At 47.5% G+C, this 17,812-nt stretch carries 17 protein-coding genes and 1 tRNA gene; all 18 read left to right on the forward strand.

The window, feature by feature from the left end; genetic code table 11:
• The first annotated feature begins 187 nt into the window (after positions 1-187).
• The gene (gene pnp / locus ICN12_RS01365; RefSeq protein WP_216270290.1) at positions 188-2,365 is read left to right on the forward strand and encodes a polyribonucleotide nucleotidyltransferase; all 2,178 of its coding nucleotides are present in this window, start codon (positions 188-190) and stop codon (positions 2,363-2,365) included.
• Positions 2,366-2,390: 25 nt separating this feature from the next.
• Entirely contained in the window at positions 2,391-3,389 is a 999-nt protein-coding gene (locus tag ICN12_RS01370) for an NAD(P)H-quinone oxidoreductase (RefSeq protein ID WP_216270292.1), read from the forward strand.
• 17 nt (positions 3,390-3,406) lie between these two features.
• Entirely contained in the window at positions 3,407-4,165 is a 759-nt protein-coding gene (gene tpiA, locus ICN12_RS01375; protein WP_216270294.1) for a triose-phosphate isomerase, read from the forward strand.
• A gap of 23 nt (positions 4,166-4,188) precedes the next feature.
• Complete coding sequence (gene secG, locus ICN12_RS01380; RefSeq protein WP_216270296.1) at positions 4,189-4,536, forward strand: preprotein translocase subunit SecG; 348 nt, start codon at positions 4,189-4,191, stop codon at positions 4,534-4,536.
• An 85-nt stretch (positions 4,537-4,621) separates the two neighbouring features.
• Positions 4,622-4,706: transfer RNA gene (locus ICN12_RS01385), tRNA-Leu, on the forward strand.
• A gap of 109 nt (positions 4,707-4,815) precedes the next feature.
• Complete coding sequence (locus tag ICN12_RS01390; protein WP_011902892.1) at positions 4,816-5,175, forward strand: NADH-quinone oxidoreductase subunit A; 360 nt, start codon at positions 4,816-4,818, stop codon at positions 5,173-5,175.
• A 5-nt stretch (positions 5,176-5,180) separates the two neighbouring features.
• A complete protein-coding gene (locus ICN12_RS01395) occupies positions 5,181-5,663 on the forward strand; it encodes a NuoB/complex I 20 kDa subunit family protein (RefSeq protein ID WP_011902891.1) in 483 nt (160 codons plus the stop codon).
• A 3-nt stretch (positions 5,664-5,666) separates the two neighbouring features.
• On the forward strand, positions 5,667-6,266 hold the full coding sequence (locus ICN12_RS01400; RefSeq protein ID WP_216270298.1) for an NADH-quinone oxidoreductase subunit C: 600 nt from the start codon (positions 5,667-5,669) through the stop codon (positions 6,264-6,266).
• A 3-nt stretch (positions 6,267-6,269) separates the two neighbouring features.
• On the forward strand, positions 6,270-7,523 hold the full coding sequence (locus ICN12_RS01405) for an NADH-quinone oxidoreductase subunit D (RefSeq protein ID WP_216270300.1): 1,254 nt from the start codon (positions 6,270-6,272) through the stop codon (positions 7,521-7,523).
• Between the two features lie 23 nt (positions 7,524-7,546).
• The gene (gene nuoE / locus ICN12_RS01410; protein ID WP_216270302.1) at positions 7,547-8,053 is read left to right on the forward strand and encodes an NADH-quinone oxidoreductase subunit NuoE; all 507 of its coding nucleotides are present in this window, start codon (positions 7,547-7,549) and stop codon (positions 8,051-8,053) included.
• A complete protein-coding gene (gene nuoF / locus ICN12_RS01415) occupies positions 8,050-9,348 on the forward strand; it encodes an NADH-quinone oxidoreductase subunit NuoF (protein WP_216270304.1) in 1,299 nt (432 codons plus the stop codon). Before nuoE ends, nuoF begins: the two co-directional genes overlap by 4 nt.
• A 31-nt stretch (positions 9,349-9,379) precedes the next feature.
• Positions 9,380-11,695: an NADH-quinone oxidoreductase subunit NuoG gene (nuoG, locus tag ICN12_RS01420; RefSeq protein ID WP_216270306.1), complete on the forward strand. Its 2,316-nt coding sequence runs from the start codon at positions 9,380-9,382 to the stop codon at positions 11,693-11,695.
• Between the two features lie 8 nt (positions 11,696-11,703).
• The gene (gene nuoH / locus ICN12_RS01425) at positions 11,704-12,777 is read left to right on the forward strand and encodes an NADH-quinone oxidoreductase subunit NuoH (RefSeq protein WP_216270308.1); all 1,074 of its coding nucleotides are present in this window, start codon (positions 11,704-11,706) and stop codon (positions 12,775-12,777) included.
• A gap of 11 nt (positions 12,778-12,788) precedes the next feature.
• Positions 12,789-13,280, forward strand: coding sequence for an NADH-quinone oxidoreductase subunit NuoI (nuoI, locus tag ICN12_RS01430; RefSeq protein ID WP_088527794.1), 492 nt, complete (start codon positions 12,789-12,791; stop codon positions 13,278-13,280).
• A 21-nt stretch (positions 13,281-13,301) separates the two neighbouring features.
• Positions 13,302-13,949, forward strand: a complete 648-nt coding sequence (locus tag ICN12_RS01435; RefSeq protein WP_216229362.1) for an NADH-quinone oxidoreductase subunit J — start codon at positions 13,302-13,304, stop codon at positions 13,947-13,949.
• Positions 13,946-14,254 (forward strand): NADH-quinone oxidoreductase subunit NuoK, encoded by a 309-nt coding sequence (gene nuoK, locus ICN12_RS01440; RefSeq protein ID WP_015420930.1) that lies wholly within the window; start codon positions 13,946-13,948, stop codon positions 14,252-14,254. Before ICN12_RS01435 ends, nuoK begins: the two co-directional genes overlap by 4 nt.
• A 2-nt stretch (positions 14,255-14,256) precedes the next feature.
• Positions 14,257-16,314, forward strand: coding sequence for an NADH-quinone oxidoreductase subunit L (gene nuoL / locus ICN12_RS01445; RefSeq protein WP_216270309.1), 2,058 nt, complete (start codon positions 14,257-14,259; stop codon positions 16,312-16,314).
• 24 nt (positions 16,315-16,338) lie between these two features.
• Positions 16,339-17,805, forward strand: coding sequence for an NADH-quinone oxidoreductase subunit M (locus tag ICN12_RS01450; protein ID WP_216270310.1), 1,467 nt, complete (start codon positions 16,339-16,341; stop codon positions 17,803-17,805).
• The last annotated feature ends 7 nt before the right edge of the window (positions 17,806-17,812 follow it).

Here is a 17,812-nt window from a genome sequence, read left to right on the forward strand (position 1 = left end):
CTTCAAGATTATTTGTGTAGGGGATCGTGTCATTCCAATGAGTTTCTGAGTTTGCGAACTTAGTGTCTCCCTGGAATGGCATCCCTTGTAATCTTCAAACGCTCCAGTGTTGTCGTGACACTGCTTTATCCCACGACAAGCGTGAAATCCATGTGGCTTTTACGTGAACAATTTGGAGAAGATCAGAATGTCTATATTTAACAAAGCAGTAAAAACGTTTCAATGGGGCAACCATCAAGTAACGATGGAAACAGGCGAGATCGCTCGTCAAGCCGGCGGTGCCGTCATCGTGAACATCGATGACACCGTAGTGATGGGAACAGTAGTTGCTTCTAAGTCAGCTAAGCCTGGCCAGTCTTTCTTCCCGCTGACTGTTGATTACCTCGAAAAAACATACGCTGCAGGAAAAATTCCTGGTGGCTTCTTCCGTCGTGAAGGTCGTCCATCCGAAGGTGAGACATTGATCTCCCGTTTGATCGATCGTCCACTACGTCCATTATTCCCAGAAGGCTTCTTGAACGAAGTTCAGGTAGTGATTCATGTGTTGTCTATCAACCCTGATGTTCCTTCTGATATTCCCGCATTGATCGCTGCTTCTGCAGCCTTGGCTGTTTCAGGCATTCCATTTGCTGGTCCGGTTGGCGCAGCGCGCGTTGGTTACGCTAATGGCCAATACCTCTTGAACCCAACTCGTACAGAGCAAGCTACTAGCGAGATGGATTTAATCGTAGCTGGTACACAAGCTGCTGTATTGATGGTTGAGTCAGAAGCTAATCAGTTGTCTGAAGAAATCATGTTGGGTGCGGTTGTGTATGGTCATGACCAAATGCAAACTGCGATCAACGCAATTAACGAATTAGTAACTGAAGCTGGTAAGCCAGAATGGGATTGGACTGCAGCTCCTAAAGATGAGCCATTCATTGCTAAAGTAACTGCATTGGCTGAAGCGCCATTGCGTGAGGCTTATCAGATTCGCCAAAAAGGTGCTCGTTCAGACAAACTTAAAGAGACTACTAAAACAGTATTAGCTAAGCTAGCTGAAGAGGGTGATGTTGATGCGGTTGCCGTTAACGACATCTTGTTTGAAATCGAAGCGAAGATTGTTCGTAGCCAGATTTTGAATGGCGAGCCACGTATTGATGGTCGTGATACACGCACTGTTCGTCCGATTGAAATTCGTAATGGCGTATTACCACGCACACATGGTTCAGCATTGTTTACTCGTGGTGAAACACAGGCTCTCGTAGTAGCCACTCTAGGTACAGCCCGTGATGAGCAGATCATCGACGCGCTCGAAGGCGAGTACCGTGATCGCTTTATGTTCCACTACAACATGCCTCCGTTCGCTACGGGTGAAACTGGTCGCGTAGGTAGCCCTAAGCGTCGTGAAATTGGTCACGGCCGTTTGGCAAAGCGCGCATTGATTCCAGTATTGCCAAGTGCAGAAGATTTTGCATACAGTATTCGTGTTGTTTCAGAAATCACTGAGTCCAATGGTTCTTCATCCATGGCTTCCGTTTGCGGTGGCTGTTTAGCAATGATGGACGCTGGTGTTCCAGTGAAAGCGCACGTTGCTGGTGTAGCAATGGGCTTGATTTTGGATGGCAATCGTTTTGCTGTGTTGACCGATATCTTGGGTGATGAAGATCACTTGGGCGATATGGACTTCAAAGTAGCCGGTACTGCTAATGGTATTACTGCTTTGCAAATGGACATTAAGGTTCAAGGTATTACTAAAGAAATTATGCAAGTTGCTTTAGCTCAAGCTAAAGAAGGTCGTTTGCACATTTTGAGCAAGATGCAAGAAGCGATGGGTTCAGTTCGTACTGAATTGTCTGCACATGCTCCACGTATGGTTTCTTTCAAGATTCATCCAGACAAGATTCGTGAAGTAATTGGTAAGGGCGGCGCAACAATTCAAGCCTTGACCAAGGAAACTGGTTGCAGCATCGACATTAAAGATGATGGTACTGTAACTATTGCTTCTACTTCTGCTGAAGGCATGGCTGAAGCGAAAGCGCGTATCGAAGGCATTACTGCTGAAGCTGAAGTAGGCAAGATCTACGAAGGTCCGGTTGTGAAGTTGCTCGAGTTTGGTGCTTTGGTAAACATTCTTCCGGGTAAAGATGGTCTCTTGCATATCTCTGAAATCTCCAATGAGCGCGTAAAAGAAGTTAAAGACTATTTGGCAGAAGGCCAAGTGGTTCGCGTGAAATTGCTAGCTGCTGATGAGCGTGGTCGTTTGCGTTTATCCCTCAAGGCTGCGATGGCTGATGAGGGTGGCACGATTGCTCCTTTGGCTGGTGCATCTGCAGTTGCTGATGCTCCTGCTGAAGCTGCTCCAGCATCTGACGAAACTGCTTAAGTAAAGTCAGCGAGCAGGAGTTCATATGCGCGTAATGGAAATCAAAGAGTTTGGTGCACCAGAAATGTTGGTGCCCGCCACTCGTCCTGATCCAGTAGCTCCGGCTGCTGGTACGGGTGAGATTTTGATTAAAGTAATTGCCGCGGGCATTAATCGCCCAGATGTATTGCAACGCAAAGGCCATTACCCAGTTCCTGCGGGCGCATCTGATATTCCCGGTCTCGAAGTGGCTGGCGAGATTGTGGGTGGTGATTTAAGTCACGCTGATAATCTCTTTGGACTTAAGGTAGGCGATAAAGTTTGTGCGCTTGTGCAAGGTGGTGGTTACGCAGAGTTGTGTACCGCCCCGATTGCGCAATGCTTGCCTTACCCAACAGGTTTTACCGATCAAGAAGCGGCTGCATTGCCTGAAACTTTCTACACCGTCTGGAGCAATGTCTTCATGCGTGGCGAGTTATCTGAAGGTGAAACCTTGTTAGTGCAGGGCGGCTCTAGCGGCATTGGTGTGACTGCGATTTTGATCGCTAAAGCTTTGGGCCATAAAGTGTTTGTTACTGCCGGTACCGATGAGAAGTGCGCTGCTTGCGTAGCTTTAGGTGCTGACTTGGCGATCAATTACAAGACGCAAGACTTTGTAGAAGAGGTCAAGAAAGCGACCGACGGTAAGGGTGTCAACGTTGTACTCGACATGGTTACTGGTGCCTACGTTCAAAAAGAAATTGATTGCTTGGCTGATGATGGTCGCATTGTGATCATTGCGATTATGGGTGGCTCTAAGGCTGAAGTAAATACGGGTCAGATTTTGCGTCGTCGTTTAACGATTACCGGATCAACCTTACGTCCACGTCCAGTGTCATTTAAAAAGCAGATCACACAACAACTACATGCACGCATCTGGCCTTTGCTAGATGCGGGTAAGTTAAAGCCTGTGATTTACAAAACATTTACCTTAGATCAAGCGGCTGATGCCCATCGCTTGATGGAGTCTTCCGAGCACGTTGGCAAGATTGTTTTAACTGTTTAAGTATTGATCTAGATTTCATGCGTCCACTCACTGTTATCGGCAATTGGAAAATGAACGGCAGTCTTGCAAGTAATGCAGACTGGGTCAAGACCGTTTGTCGGGGTATGGAGCAAGGTATGCCGGCAGGTCGCAAGTATGCAGTGTGCGTTCCAACTCCTTATTTGGCGCAGTGTGGCGAATTAATTCATGACTGTTCCTTGGCTTTTTTAAGCCTGGGCGCTCAGGATGTCTCCGCCTTTGCTTCGGGTGCGTATACCGGTGAGGTCGCTGCTTCCATGCTCAAGGAATTGGCTTGTACTTACGTTATTGTTGGGCATTCAGAGCGTCGCCAATACCATCAGGAGGTTGATGAGCAGGTTGCCGAGAAAGCCCTTCAGGTTCTCGATAACGGTATGATCCCCGTCATTTGTGTTGGTGAGTCTGCGGATGAGCGTAACTCTGGTCGTGAAGTAGAGGTTGTCAGAGGCCAGATTTCTAAGCAGGTGGCGATACTGCAAGATCGTCTGGCCGACTGCTTAATTGCTTACGAGCCCATTTGGGCTATTGGTACAGGCAAGGTTGCTAGCGCTCAGGTGGCTCAGGATATGCATCGCGCTATCCGTTTGCAGCTGGCTGAATTTGATGAAGATGTAGCTTCCCATGTGGGAATCTTGTATGGCGGCAGCGTTAAACCTGACAATGCCGTTGAACTATTTGCAATGCCAGATATTGATGGCGGATTGATTGGGGGTGCTTCATTGAGCCCACAGGATTTCTTAGTGATTTGTCAGGCCTAGAATTTTTTATTGGGAGATAAGCCATGGAATGGTTTAAGACTTTATTGATCGTTTTGCAGGTGATTTCAGCTTTGGCTGTGATCTTGCTCGTATTGCTTCAGCAGGGTAAGGGTGCCGATATGGGCGCTGCTTTTGGCTCTGGATCTTCTGGTAGCCTTTTTGGCGCTAGCGGCTCTGCCAACTTCCTCTCCCACACAACTGCCATCTTTGCGGCCATCTTCTTTGTTTGCACTTTGGGGATTACTTGGATCGGCAATAAAAAAGAAGTGAGCCCTGGTATTTTGTCTGGAACCGTTGCTCCTGTTGTGGCGCCTGCCGCCGCACCTATTGCTCCCGTTCAAGATCCTACTAAGCCGGCTGTTCCAAAGTAAAAAAGTAGGTTTTAAGCGCTTCCTACCCCTATTTTTGGGGTGGCAGAGTGGTGCAATGCAGTAGAATTGACAAGTTTTACAAGATGCCGACGTGGTGAAATTGGTAGACACGCTATCTTGAGGGGGTAGTGGCTTAGGCTGTGCGAGTTCGAGTCTCGCCGTCGGCACCAAATTGTAAAATTTGTAGGGGTTTATGCTGTAAATCAAAGTTTTATGTATCGGAATAATTGATAATTTGTAGCTTCTTAGGACTTACCAGACGAACGACTCAGGGCCATTTTGAATCTCGCTAATTACTTTCCTGTTCTGCTTTTCATCCTCGTAGGTATTGGGGTTGGTTTAGTTCCCATGTTCCTCGGAAAAATCTTGGCTCCTTCGAAGCCAGACGCTGAAAAACTGTCGCCATATGAGTGCGGTTTTGAAGCTTTCGAAGATGCGCGTATGAAGTTCGACGTGCGTTACTACCTCATTGCCATCCTGTTTATCTTATTTGACTTAGAAACTGCATTCCTGTTTCCATGGGGTGTAGCTTTACGTGATATCGGCTGGTTCGGCTACGCCTCTATGGTGATTTTCCTATTGGAATTTATCGTGGGCTTCGTATATATCTGGAAAAAGGGCGCTCTCGACTGGGAGTGATAGATATGGCATTAGAAGGCGTTCTCAAAGAAGGATTTGTTACCACTACTGCGGATCAGTTAATTAACTGGACTCGTAATGGTTCTTTATGGCCAATGACATTCGGTCTTGCTTGCTGCGCCGTGGAAATGATGCATGCAGGCGCATCCCGTTATGACTTGGACCGATTTGGCGTGGTTTTCCGCCCATCGCCACGTCAATCAGACCTCATGATTGTTGCCGGCACGCTTTGTAACAAGATGGCCCCGGCTCTCCGTAAGGTTTATGACCAAATGCCTGAGCCACGCTGGGTGATCTCGATGGGTTCTTGTGCCAATGGTGGTGGTTATTACCATAATTCATATTCAGTAGTTCGCGGTTGCGACCGCATTGTGCCAGTTGATATTTATGTTCCTGGCTGTCCTCCAACCGCAGAAGCGTTGATCTATGGAATTATTCAGTTGCAATCCAAGATCGCTCGTACCAGCACGATTGCGCGGAAGGCTTAAACCATGGCAGATCGTTTAGTTCAACTCGCCGCCAATCTAGAAAAAGTTTTAGGTAAGCGTGCGCAATCTATTGAGATTGCCTTGGGCGAAGTCACTGTAGTGCTTAATGCAGACACTTATTTTGAATCCGCCATGCTTTTGCGTGACGAGCCTTCTTTGGCCTTCGAGCAATTGATTGATTTGTGCGGCGTCGATTATCAGGATTTCCGAGATGGTGCTTGGGCTGGCCAACGCTTTGCCGCCGTAACGCACCTCTTGTCTTTGGCGCATAACTGGCGTTTGCGTGTACGCGTTTTTGCTCCAGAAGATTCTTATCCGGTAGTGGCTTCACTCACACCAGTGTGGGCTGCGGCTAATTGGTTTGAGCGTGAAGCGTTTGACCTCTACGGCATCTTGTTTGATGGCCACGAAGACTTGCGCCGTATCTTGACTGACTACGGTTTCATCGGTCATCCATTTAGAAAAGATTTCCCAATCTCTGGCAACGTAGAAATGCGTTACGACCCAGAGTTAAAGCGTGTGGTGTATCAGCCTGTCACGATCGAAGCGCGTGAAATTACGCCACGTATCGTGCGCGAAGAGCAGTACGGAGGTCCGGTTTAAGTCATGGCACAAATTAAAAACTACACCCTCAATTTTGGTCCTCAGCATCCTGCAGCACACGGCGTATTGCGTCTAGTGCTGGAGTTAGATGGAGAGGTCATCCAGCGCGCTGATCCGCACATTGGTTTATTGCATCGTGCCACTGAAAAATTGGCAGAGACACGTACTTGGATTCAGAACGTTCCGTATATGGATCGTTTGGACTACGTGTCGATGATGTCAAACGAGCATGCTTACGTGATGGCGATTGAAAAATTGCTACAAGTAGACGTGCCTTTGCGTGCGCAATACATTCGCGTGATGTTTGACGAATTAACTCGTTTACTCAATCACCTCTTGTGGATTGGCTGTCATGGTCTGGACGTTGGTGCCATGGCCGTGTTCTTGTATGCCTTCCGCGATCGTGAAGATATTTTTGATATGTACGAAGCGGTTTCTGGCGCTCGTATGCATGCGGCTTACTACCGTCCAGGTGGTGTCTATCGTGATCTGCCAACACAGATGGCCCAGTACTCTAAATCGAAGATTCGCAGTACTTCTGCAATCAAGCGTTTGAATGAAAACCGTAGCGGTACATTACTCGATTTTATTGATCAGTTCGCTAATGGCTTTGACGCTAACGTAGACGAGTATTGCAATCTCTTAACGGACAACCGTATTTGGAAGCAACGTTTAGTTGGAATTGGTGTTGTGACACCTGAGCGTGCTTTGCAGCTCGGCTTTACTGGTCCAATGCTGCGCGGCTCTGGTATCGAGTGGGACTTGCGTAAAAAGCAACCTTACGAAACTTACGACAAACTCGACTTTGATATTCCAGTTGGTGTGAATGGCGATTCTTATGATCGTTATTTAGTGCGCATGGAAGAGATGCGTCAATCCAATCGCATCATCAAACAGTGCGTCGCTTGGCTCAAAGCAAATGATGGCCCTGTGATGAGCGACAACCATAAAGTATCTCCACCGAAGCGTGTAGATATGAAGACCAATATGGAAGAGTTGATTCATCACTTCAAACTCTTTACCGAAGGTATGCATGTTCCTGATGGTGAGGCTTACTCTGCTGTTGAGCATCCAAAAGGTGAGTTCGGTATTTACCTCATTTCCGATGGCGCTAATAAGCCATATCGCATGAAGATTCGTGCACCAGGATTTGTTCATCTTTCCGCAATGGATGAGATGTCACGCGGCCACATGCTGGCTGATGCTGTAACCATTATTGGTACCCAAGATATCGTGTTCGGGGAGATTGACCGCTAATACAGCGCGCCAAGGATTAATTCATGACAACAACCCTTCAACTATCTGACAAAACGCTCGCAGACATTGCGCGCAATGTCGCGAAATATCCCCCAGAGCAAAAGCAGTCTGCTGTGATGGCTTCTTTGATTGCCGCCCAAACTGAAGTGGGCTGGGTTTCACCAGAGGTGATTGAAACAGTCGCGCAAATTTTAGGAATGCCAACGATTGCTGTTGATGAAGTGGCTACTTTCTACAATATGTATGACACCAAGCCGATTGGTAAGTACAAGTTGGTAATCTGCACAAACTTGCCTTGCCAGTTAACCCATGGTGAAACTGCAGCAACGTATTTAAAAGACACATTGGGCATTGGCTACAACGAGACAACCCCTTGCGGCACGTTTACCTTGAAAGAGGGTGAGTGCATGGGTGCGTGCGGGGACTCTCCAGTAATGCTGGTGAATAACAAGCGTATGTGCAGCTTTATGAGTAAAGAAAAGATTGATGCTCTGTTAGATGAGCTCCGTGCAGAAGGGAAAGCAGCATGACCAGCTTGCACGATAGACACGTTAAGCCTTTGATCCTCGCTGGATTGAATGGCGAGAACTGGCGTTTAAAAGATTACGAGAGCCGTGGCGGTTATCAACAGCTACGTCGCATCATCAACGACAAAGTTGCACCAGATGCCATCATTGCTGAATTAAAAGCATCTTCATTACGTGGTCGCGGAGGCGCAGGCTTCCCAACGGGATTGAAGTGGAGCTTTATGCCCCGTCAATTCCCGGGCCAAAAGTATTTGGTTTGCAATAGTGACGAAGGTGAGCCGGGTACATTTAAAGACCGCGACATCATGCGTTACAACCCGCATTCTTTGATTGAGGGGATGATTATTGGTGCCTACACTATGGGCATCACCACGGGTTACAACTACATCCACGGCGAAATTTTTGAAGTCTATGAGCGCTTTGAAGAAGCGCTTGAAGAGGCGCGCGCTGCAGGATATCTTGGCGACAAGATCATGGGAAGCGATTTCAACTTCCAATTGCATGCTGCTCCAGGTTGGGGTGCTTACATTTGTGGTGAAGAAACAGCTCTCTTGGAGTCGCTTGAAGGCAAGAAGGGTCAGCCTCGCTTTAAGCCGCCATTTCCAGCAAGTTTTGGTTTGTATGGCAAGCCAACTACGATTAATAACACTGAAACATTTGCTGCTGTGCCATTCATTATGGCAATCGGTGGCCCAGCGTATTTAGAATTGGGCAAGCCAAACAACGGCGGTACGAAGATTTTCTCTATCTCTGGTGATGTGACCTATCCAGGTAACTATGAGATTCCATTGGGCACACCGTTTGCTGAGCTACTGAAGCTCGCTGGTGGCATGCGCGATGGTATTCCATTGAAAGCCGTGATTCCTGGTGGATCTTCTTCACCGGTAATTCCTGGTGCCGAGATGATGACGCTCACAATGGATTACGACAGCATTGCCAAAGCAGGTTCCATGTTGGGATCTGGCGCAGTCATCGTCATGAATGAAACACGTTGTATGGTGCGTGCCTTAGAGCGCCTGTCTTATTTCTATCACGAAGAGTCATGTGGTCAGTGCACCCCATGTCGTGAGGGGACTGGCTGGTTGTGGCGCATTGTTCACCGTATTGAACATGGTGAAGGGCGTCCAGAAGATTTAGATTTATTGAACGATGTAGCGGCAAATATTCAGGGTCGCACGATTTGTGCCTTGGGTGATGCGGCTGCAATGCCAGTTCGTGGCATGTTGAAGCATTACATGGACGAGTTTGCGTATCACGTTGAACATAAGCGCTGCTTAGATTCTGCGAAACCTTTATAAGACATTGAGCACGGGACATCTTAAAGTGAGCATGGTTGAAATCGAATTAGATGGTAAGGCAGTAGAAGTTCCGCAAGGTTCGATGGTGATGCACGCCGCGAACAAGCTCGGCACTTATATTCCGCACTTCTGCTATCACAAGAAATTATCTATCGCTGCTAACTGCCGTATGTGTTTGGTAGAAGTAGAGAAGGCGCCTAAACCATTGCCAGCTTGCGCAACTCCAGTAACGCAGGGCATGAAGGTATTTACGCATTCTGCTAGGGCGGTTGAAGCACAGCGCTCAGTGATGGAGTTCCTCCTCATCAACCATCCTTTAGATTGCCCAATTTGCGACCAAGGTGGTGAGTGCCAGTTACAAGATTTAGCGGTTGGTTACGGCAAATCGAATTCACGCTACGAAGAAGAGAAGCGTGTTGTATTTCATAAGAATGTAGGCCCACTAATCTCCATGCAGGAGATGACTCGCTGTATTCACTGCACCCGTTGCGTTCGCTTTGGTCAAGAAGTTGCCGGCGTAATGGAATTGGGTATGGTCAATCGCGGTGAGCATTCTGAAATCACTACATTTGCAGGCCAAACCATTGATTCAGAGCTATCTGGAAACATGATTGATTTGTGCCCAGTTGGCGCGTTGACTAGTAAGCCATTCCGCTATGCTGCGCGTACTTGGGAATTGGGTCGTAAGCGTTCAGTAAGTCCGCATGACAGTCTGGGTGCCAATACCACCATTCAAACCAAAGCAAACAAAGTAATGCGTGTAGTCGCTTTGGAAAATGATGCAGTTAATGAGTGCTGGATTAGCGACCGTGATCGTTTTGCATACGAAGGTTTGAATAGCGCTGATCGCATTACAACTCCAATGGTGAAGCAGGGCGGTCAGTGGCTTGAGACCGATTGGGAATCCGCAATGGATTACGTGGCTCGTTCACTCAAAACCATTTCATCTGAAAGTGGCCCAGAGGCAATTGGTGCATTAGCCCATCCAATCTCTAGCGCTGAAGAATTGCATCTACTTCAAAAACTTGTTCGTGGCCTAGGCTCCAATCAAGTTGAAACCCGTCTGCGTCAAACTGATGTGAACGGTTCAGCCACCGCTCCATGGTTGGGTATGACACTTACTAAAGTGAGTGAGTTAGATCGGGTTCTGGTAATTGGAAGCTTCTTGCGTAAAGATCAACCACTGATCGCTGTCCGTTTGCGTGCCAGTGCTAAGCGTGGCTTACAAGTTCTTCGCATTGATGCTGGTGGCGATGATTGGCTGATTCCGAGCGTCGGTATCGCAGCCGCTCCAAGTGCATGGATGAATGCTTTGAGTGAAGTTGCATTGGCAGTTGCTAAAGCGAAGTCTGTTTCTGCTCCTGCAGGTACATTTAATTTGCCAGTTTCTGCTACTGCTCAAAAGATTGCTGATAGCTTGTTATCTGGTTCGACAACATCATTACTACTAGGTTCGGCTGCAATTGCCCATCCTCATGCATCTGATTTGCATGTACTGGCTCAGTTCATTGCACAACAAACAGGCGCCACTTTAGGTTTCTTGCCAGTTGGCGGCAACGCGGTTGGTGCTAGCTTGGTGAATGCCAATGGTGTTGGTGTTAATTCAGTGCTTTCTGGTGATCGTCGTGCTGTGCTCTTGATGAATATCGAGCCAGATGCAGATCTACCAAATCCTATTCAGTCTCGTGCTGCATTGGCTAAGGCAAGTACAGTGATTGCACTGAGCGCCTATAAGAGCGCAGACATCTTGGAAGTAGCGGATGTCATTCTGCCGATCTCTACATTTACGGAAACAGTATCTACTTTTGTAAACGTTGAAGGCCGTGCTCAAACTATTCAGCCCGCTGTGAAGCCATTAGGTGATTCACGTCCAGCATGGAAAGTGCTGCGCGTACTTGGCGGGCTATTGAATCTAGATGGATTCTTGTTCAATATGCCTGAGGAAGTATTGGGCGAAGCACTTGGTGAAAATTACTGCACGAAGCTAAGCAATCAATCTACTGCCGCTGGATTGGCTAATGGTAATTTGGCTCCGCTAACTGGCTTAGAGCGTTTGTCAGATGTTGGTATTTATTCTGGCGACCAAATTGTGCGTCGCTCATCAGCATTGCAGTTAACGCGCGATGCGAAGCGTGGCAATCAAGTTGGATTGGGTCAAGCACTCTTTAATGAGCTGGGCTTGAAAGAGGGTGATGCTGTGCGAGTGACCCAAGATGGTCAGTCAGTAGATTTGCCAGCAACATTGGAAGCGAATTTGGCTAGTGGTGCCGTCAGAATTTCTGCAGGTACAGCAGCTAGTGCTCAATTGGGATCGATGTCCGGTCCTGTAACTGTTAGCAAGGCGTAAGGGACGAGATGGATAATTTCTTGAACCTCATTACCACCCAAGGTGAGGCTATCTTTGGCTCACTATGGCCACTTGTTTGGGCTTTGGTGCGTATCGTGATCATCGTATTGCCCATGTTCGGCGCCGTTGCTTACATGACCCTCTGGGAGCGTAAGCTGATCGGTTGGATGCATATCCGCCTCGGACCAAACCGTGTTGGCCCTTTGGGCTTGCTGCAACCTATCGCTGATGCGTTGAAGTTATTGATGAAGGAGATCATTTCTCCGACTCAAGCTAGCAAAGTGCTTTATTTCATTGCACCAGTCATGGTGATCATGCCGGCTTTTGCCGCTTGGGCTGTGATTCCATTCCAGGCCAAAATGGTCTTGGCTGATGTCAATGCCGGATTGCTCTACGTGATGGCAATTTCTTCTATTGGCGTTTACGGCGTGATTTTGGCGGGTTGGTCATCAAACTCCAAGTATCCATTCCTTGGCGCTATGCGTGCTTCAGCTCAAATGATTTCTTATGAGATCGCTATGGGCTTTGCATTGGTTACCGTGTTGTTGACTTCAGGCTCTTTGAACTTGAGCACGATTGTTGCTTCACAAGAGCAGGGCTACTTTGCCAGCATCGGCTTGAACTTCCTTTCTTGGAACTGGTTGCCATTGCTGCCAATGTTCGTGATTTACTTCATCTCCGGCGTTGCCGAAACTAACCGCCATCCATTTGACGTGGTTGAAGGTGAATCCGAGATTGTTGCGGGCCACATGGTTGAGTACTCCGGTATGGCGTTTGCCATGTTCTTCTTGGCTGAATACGCCAACATGATCTTGATCGCTGCTTTAGCGGCAACAATGTTCTTGGGTGGCTGGTTGCCTATCGTTGATTTGCCAATCCTCCGCGATATCCCTGGTTTCTTCTGGTTGTTTGCAAAAACCTTCTTCCTCTTGTCTTGCGTTATCTGGTTGCGTGCCACATTGCCGCGCTATCGCTATGACCAAATCATGCGTTTGGGTTGGAAGATCTTTATTCCTATCTCTGTATTCTGGGTAGTTGTCGTTGGCGCATGGGTTGTATCCCCATTGAATATTTGGAAATAAGTTGATCAATCATGTTTAAGAAAATTTCCCAATTCCTCGATAGCTTGATGCTCAAAGATATTTTGGTCGGTATGTCGATTACCGGTCGCTATCTCTTTAAGCCAAAGATCACTATTCAGTACCCTGAAGAGAGAACCCCTCAATCTGTTCGCTTCCGCGGTTTGCATGCTTTGCGCCGCTATGAAAACGGGGAAGAGCGTTGTATTGGTTGCAAATTATGCGAGGCTGTTTGCCCAGCGTATGCAATCACCATTGAAACAGCTGAGCGCGATGATGGTACCCGTCGCACAAGCCGTTATGACATTGATTTAACGAAGTGTATTTTCTGCGGCTTCTGTGAGGAGGCTTGCCCAGTAGACGCTATTGTTGAAACCAATATTTTTGAGTATTTCGGTGATAAGCGCGGTGATTTGTACTTCACTAAAGAAATGCTTTTGGCAGTAGGCGATAAGTATGAAAAAGATATCGCCGCTAACCGCGCAGCTGATGCGCCTTATCGTTAATCGAATCGAGCACAACGACATATGACATTCGATACCTCTACACTCTTTGCAGCTTTCTTCTACGCCTTTGCCGGTCTATTAGTGCTTTCCGCATTGCGCGTGATTACTGCACGCAATCCGGTTCATGCGGCATTGTTCTTGGTTCTGGCTTTCTTCTGCGCCTCTGGCTTGTGGATGCTTCTGAAGGCTGAGTTTCTAAGTCTGGCTTTGATCCTCGTTTATGTTGGCGCGGTAATGGTTCTCTTCTTATTCGTGGTGATGATGCTCGATCTAGATCTTGAGCACTTACGTCGTGATTTCAAGAAATTCCTACCCGTAGCCTTCTTGATGGGTGCGGTAATCGTATTAGAGTTGTCCATCGTATTGATTCGTAGCTTTATTGGTACTAGTGCACCTGTGCAACCAATGCTGGAAGAGATGGCAACGAGCAATACCCAAGCCTTGGGTATGCTCATTTTCGTTGACTATGTTTATGCCTTTGAGGTTGCTGGCGTCATTCTTTTGGTGGCCATCATTGCTGCCGTTGCATTAACTCTGCGTAATCGTAAAGACTCCAAATCCCAAAATATTCATGAGCAAGTGAATGTGAATTCTGCCGATCGCATGCGCATCGTCAAGATGGGTTCTGATATGGCCGCAAAGCAAGATACACGCGGGGAGAAGAAATGACTATTACTCTCGCTCACTACTTAGTGCTTGGCGCAATCTTGTTTGCGACCAGCGTGATTGGTATTTTCTTGAATCGCAAGAACATCATCGTGCTCTTAATGGCAATTGAACTCATGCTCCTCTCGGTGAACATGAACTTTGTAGCCTTCTCCCATTACTTGGGCGATATGGCTGGTCAAGTATTCGTATTCTTTATTTTGACTGTGGCTGCTGCTGAGGCAGCGATCGGTCTGGCAATTTTGGTTGTGCTCTTCCGTAAGGTGGACACCATTAATGCTGAAGACCTTGACCACCTAAAAGGCTAGTCATGCAATTGACCTTAACTCTTCCCGTTCTCTGCGCAATTCCGCTGGCGCCATTATTTGGCTCAGCCATTGCCGGATTCTTTGGCACTAAATTAGGCGGCAATCGCATCGGTAACGGTGCTTGCCAGTTCGTTACCATCCTGGGTGTGATGATCGCCTTCGTCTTGTCTTGCTTCGTACTCGTGCAAGTCATGGATGGCTTCTATTTCAACGGCACTGTGTATCGCTGGATGCAGTTGGGTGAACTTAATCTAGATATCGGTTTCTTAATTGACCCGCTGACAGCGACCATGATGTGTGTGGTGACCTTTGTTTCCTTGATGGTTCACATCTACACCATTGGCTATATGCAGGGTGAAGAGGGCTATAACCGCTTCTTCTCATACATCTCACTCTTTACCTTCGCTATGTTGATGTTGGTAATGAGTAATAACCTTTTGCAACTCTTCTTCGGTTGGGAAGCAGTGGGTGTGGTTTCATATCTGTTAATTGGCTTCTACTATGAGCGTCAGTCAGCGGTGTTTGCAAACATGAAGGCCTTCTTAGTTAACCGTGTTGGTGACTTTGGCTTCATTCTTGGCATCGGCTTGCTATTAGCTAGTACCGGCTCCATGAACTACGACGTGATCTTTGCCCAAAACACTGCATTGGCTGCGCAAACCTTGCCAGGCACCAGCTGGAATTTAGTAACCGTTGCCTGTATCTGTCTCTTTATTGGCGCCATGGGTAAATCAGCCCAGTTTCCATTGCACGTTTGGTTGCCAGACTCCATGGAAGGCCCAACCCCAATTTCTGCATTGATTCACGCGGCAACGATGGTGACTGCCGGTATCTTCATGGTGTCACGTATGTCACCTCTGTTTGAATTGTCTGATGTGGCCTTGAGCTTTATCTTGGTGATTGGTTCTATTACCGCGCTCTTTATGGGTTTCTTGGGAATCGTTCAGACCGATATCAAGCGGGTAGTTGCATATTCAACACTGTCTCAGTTGGGTTATATGACGGTTGCCTTGGGGGTATCTGCCTATCCAGTAGCCATCTTCCATCTCATGACACACGCATTCTTCAAAGCACTCTTGTTCCTTGCGGCAGGTAGTGTGATCTTGGGTATGCATCATGAGCAAGATATGCGCAAGATGGGCGGTCTCTGGAAGTACATGCCAATTACTTGCCTCATGATGTTGTTGGGCAACCTAGCACTGATCGGCACCCCGTTCTTCTCCGGCTTCTATTCAAAAGATTCCATCATTGAAGCGGTAGCGGCTAGCCATATCCCCGGTTCTGGTTTTGCTTACTTTGCTGTAATGGCCAGCGTCTTTGTAACGGCTTTGTATTCCTTCCGTCTGTACTTCTATGTATTCCACGGTAAAGCTCGCTGGGGTCATGCAGATGCCCACGCACACGATCATCATGATCATGCAGAGCAGGGCGATGATCATGCGCACCATGGTTTAGCGCCTGGTCAAAAGCCACATGAGTCACCATTTGTTGTGACCTTGCCATTGATTTTGTTGGCAATTCCTTCGGTCATCATCGGTTACTACACAATTACCCCTTTGTTATTTGGTACGTATTTCGGCGACTCCATCTTTGTGGATATCGGCAAGCACCCGGCTATGAAGGAACTAGCTGAAGAGTTCCATGGCCCGATTGCCATGGCAATGCATTCCTTAACATCGCCGGTATTACTTTTGGTTGTGCTGGGCGTACTGACTGCTGCGATTGGTTACCTCTGGGCACCGAAGTTGCCTGGCGTAGTTGCGCAAGCATTTGCACCAATCAAGAAACTCTTGGATAACAAATATTATCTCGATGATTTGAATCAAGCGGTTTTTGCTAAAGGTTTGCTGTGGATCGGTGGTGTCTTATGGCATCGCGGCGATCAACAGGTTATTGACGGCTTTTTGGTTAACGGTAGTGCGCATGCAGTAGGGCGCTTCTCCGCAGTCATTCGCCATTTGCAATCCGGTTATCTCTATCACTATGCCTTTGCAATGATTGCGGGCTTGGCGGTATTGTTGGCTTGGGTTTTGTACGCTTACCTGCCTTTTGTTCGCTAGGCCTTTGTTACTTAAGTAGCCATCATGATTCTTTCTTACGCCATCTGGATCCCGATTTTCTTCGGCATCATTATTCTGTTCTACGGTTCGGAGAAGCCGACTGCCGGTGTTCGCTGGTTAGCTCTCGTAGGTTCTGTGCTTGGCTTTATTGCAACTCTGCCATTGGTAATCAACTTTGATATCGCCAATCCTGGCATGCAGTTTGTAGAAAAGTTGAGCTGGATTCCACGTTACGACATTAACTACCACTTAGGAATCGATGGTATCTCGGTTTGGTTCATCGTTCTGACTGCATTCGTCAATATTATTGTGGTGATTGCTGCATGGGAAGTGATTGATAAGAAGGTCTCGCAGTACATGGCTTCTTTCTTAATCCTTTCTGGGTTAATGATTGGCGTATTCGCCGCGCTAGATGCTTTGTTGTTCTATGTGTTCTTCGAGGCAACCTTAATTCCGATGTACATCATCATCGGTGTGTGGGGCGGTCATAACCGCATCTATGCCGCATTCAAGTTTTTCCTGTACACCTTGCTTGGCTCATTGCTGACTTTGATTGCCATGCTGTATTTATATAACGTAACCAATACTTTCGATATCTTGGCTTGGCATAACGCTCGTCTCGACATCGTTGAGCAAATTCTCCTGTTCTTTGCATTCTTCATGGCTTTTGCAGTGAAGGTTCCAATGTGGCCTTTGCATACATGGTTGCCAGATGTTCACGTTGAGGCGCCAACTGGCGGCTCGGTGGTGTTGGCAGCGATCATGCTGAAGCTTGGTGCCTATGGCTTCTTGCGTTTCTCATTGCCGATCGCTCCGGATGCAAGCCAATATCTCGGTCCATTTGTGATCTTCTTATCTTTAGTTGCCGTGATCTACGTTGGCGCAGTAGCTTTAGTTCAGAAAGACATGAAGAAGCTCGTAGCTTACTCATCAGTAGCTCATATGGGTTTTGTGACCCTTGGTTTCTTCCTCTTTAGCCCATTGGGTATTGAGGGCGGCATTGTGCAGATGATTTCTCACGGTTTCGTGGCTGGCGCAATGTTCCTGTCTATTGGCGTGCTGTACGACCGCATGCATACCCGTCAAATTGCTGATTACGGTGGCGTTGTTCATCGTATGCCGGCCTTTACAGCCTTTGCGGTATTAATGGCTATGGCGAACTGTGGTTTGCCTGCTACCTCTGGTTTCGTGGGCGAGTTCATGGTGATTTTGGCAGCCGTCGATTACGATTTTGTGATCGGTATCTTGGCATCTACCGCTTTAATCCTGGGTGCTGCTTATTCTTTGTGGATGGTCAAGCGCGTGTTTTTCGGCGCCATCACCAATCAGCATGTTGAGGAATTAAAAGATCTCAATGCGCGTGAGTATTTCATGATGGCGGTCCTGTCCATCTGCGTTATCGGCATGGGCGTATATCCAAAGCCTTTTACCGACATCATCCATCCTGCCGTGATTAATCTGTTGCAGCATGTTGCTGTCAGCAAACTCTGAGTAAAAG

Source organism: Polynucleobacter sp. AM-25C3 (assembly GCF_018882335.1).
In the GTDB taxonomy this organism is placed as follows: Bacteria; Pseudomonadota; Gammaproteobacteria; order Burkholderiales; family Burkholderiaceae; genus Polynucleobacter.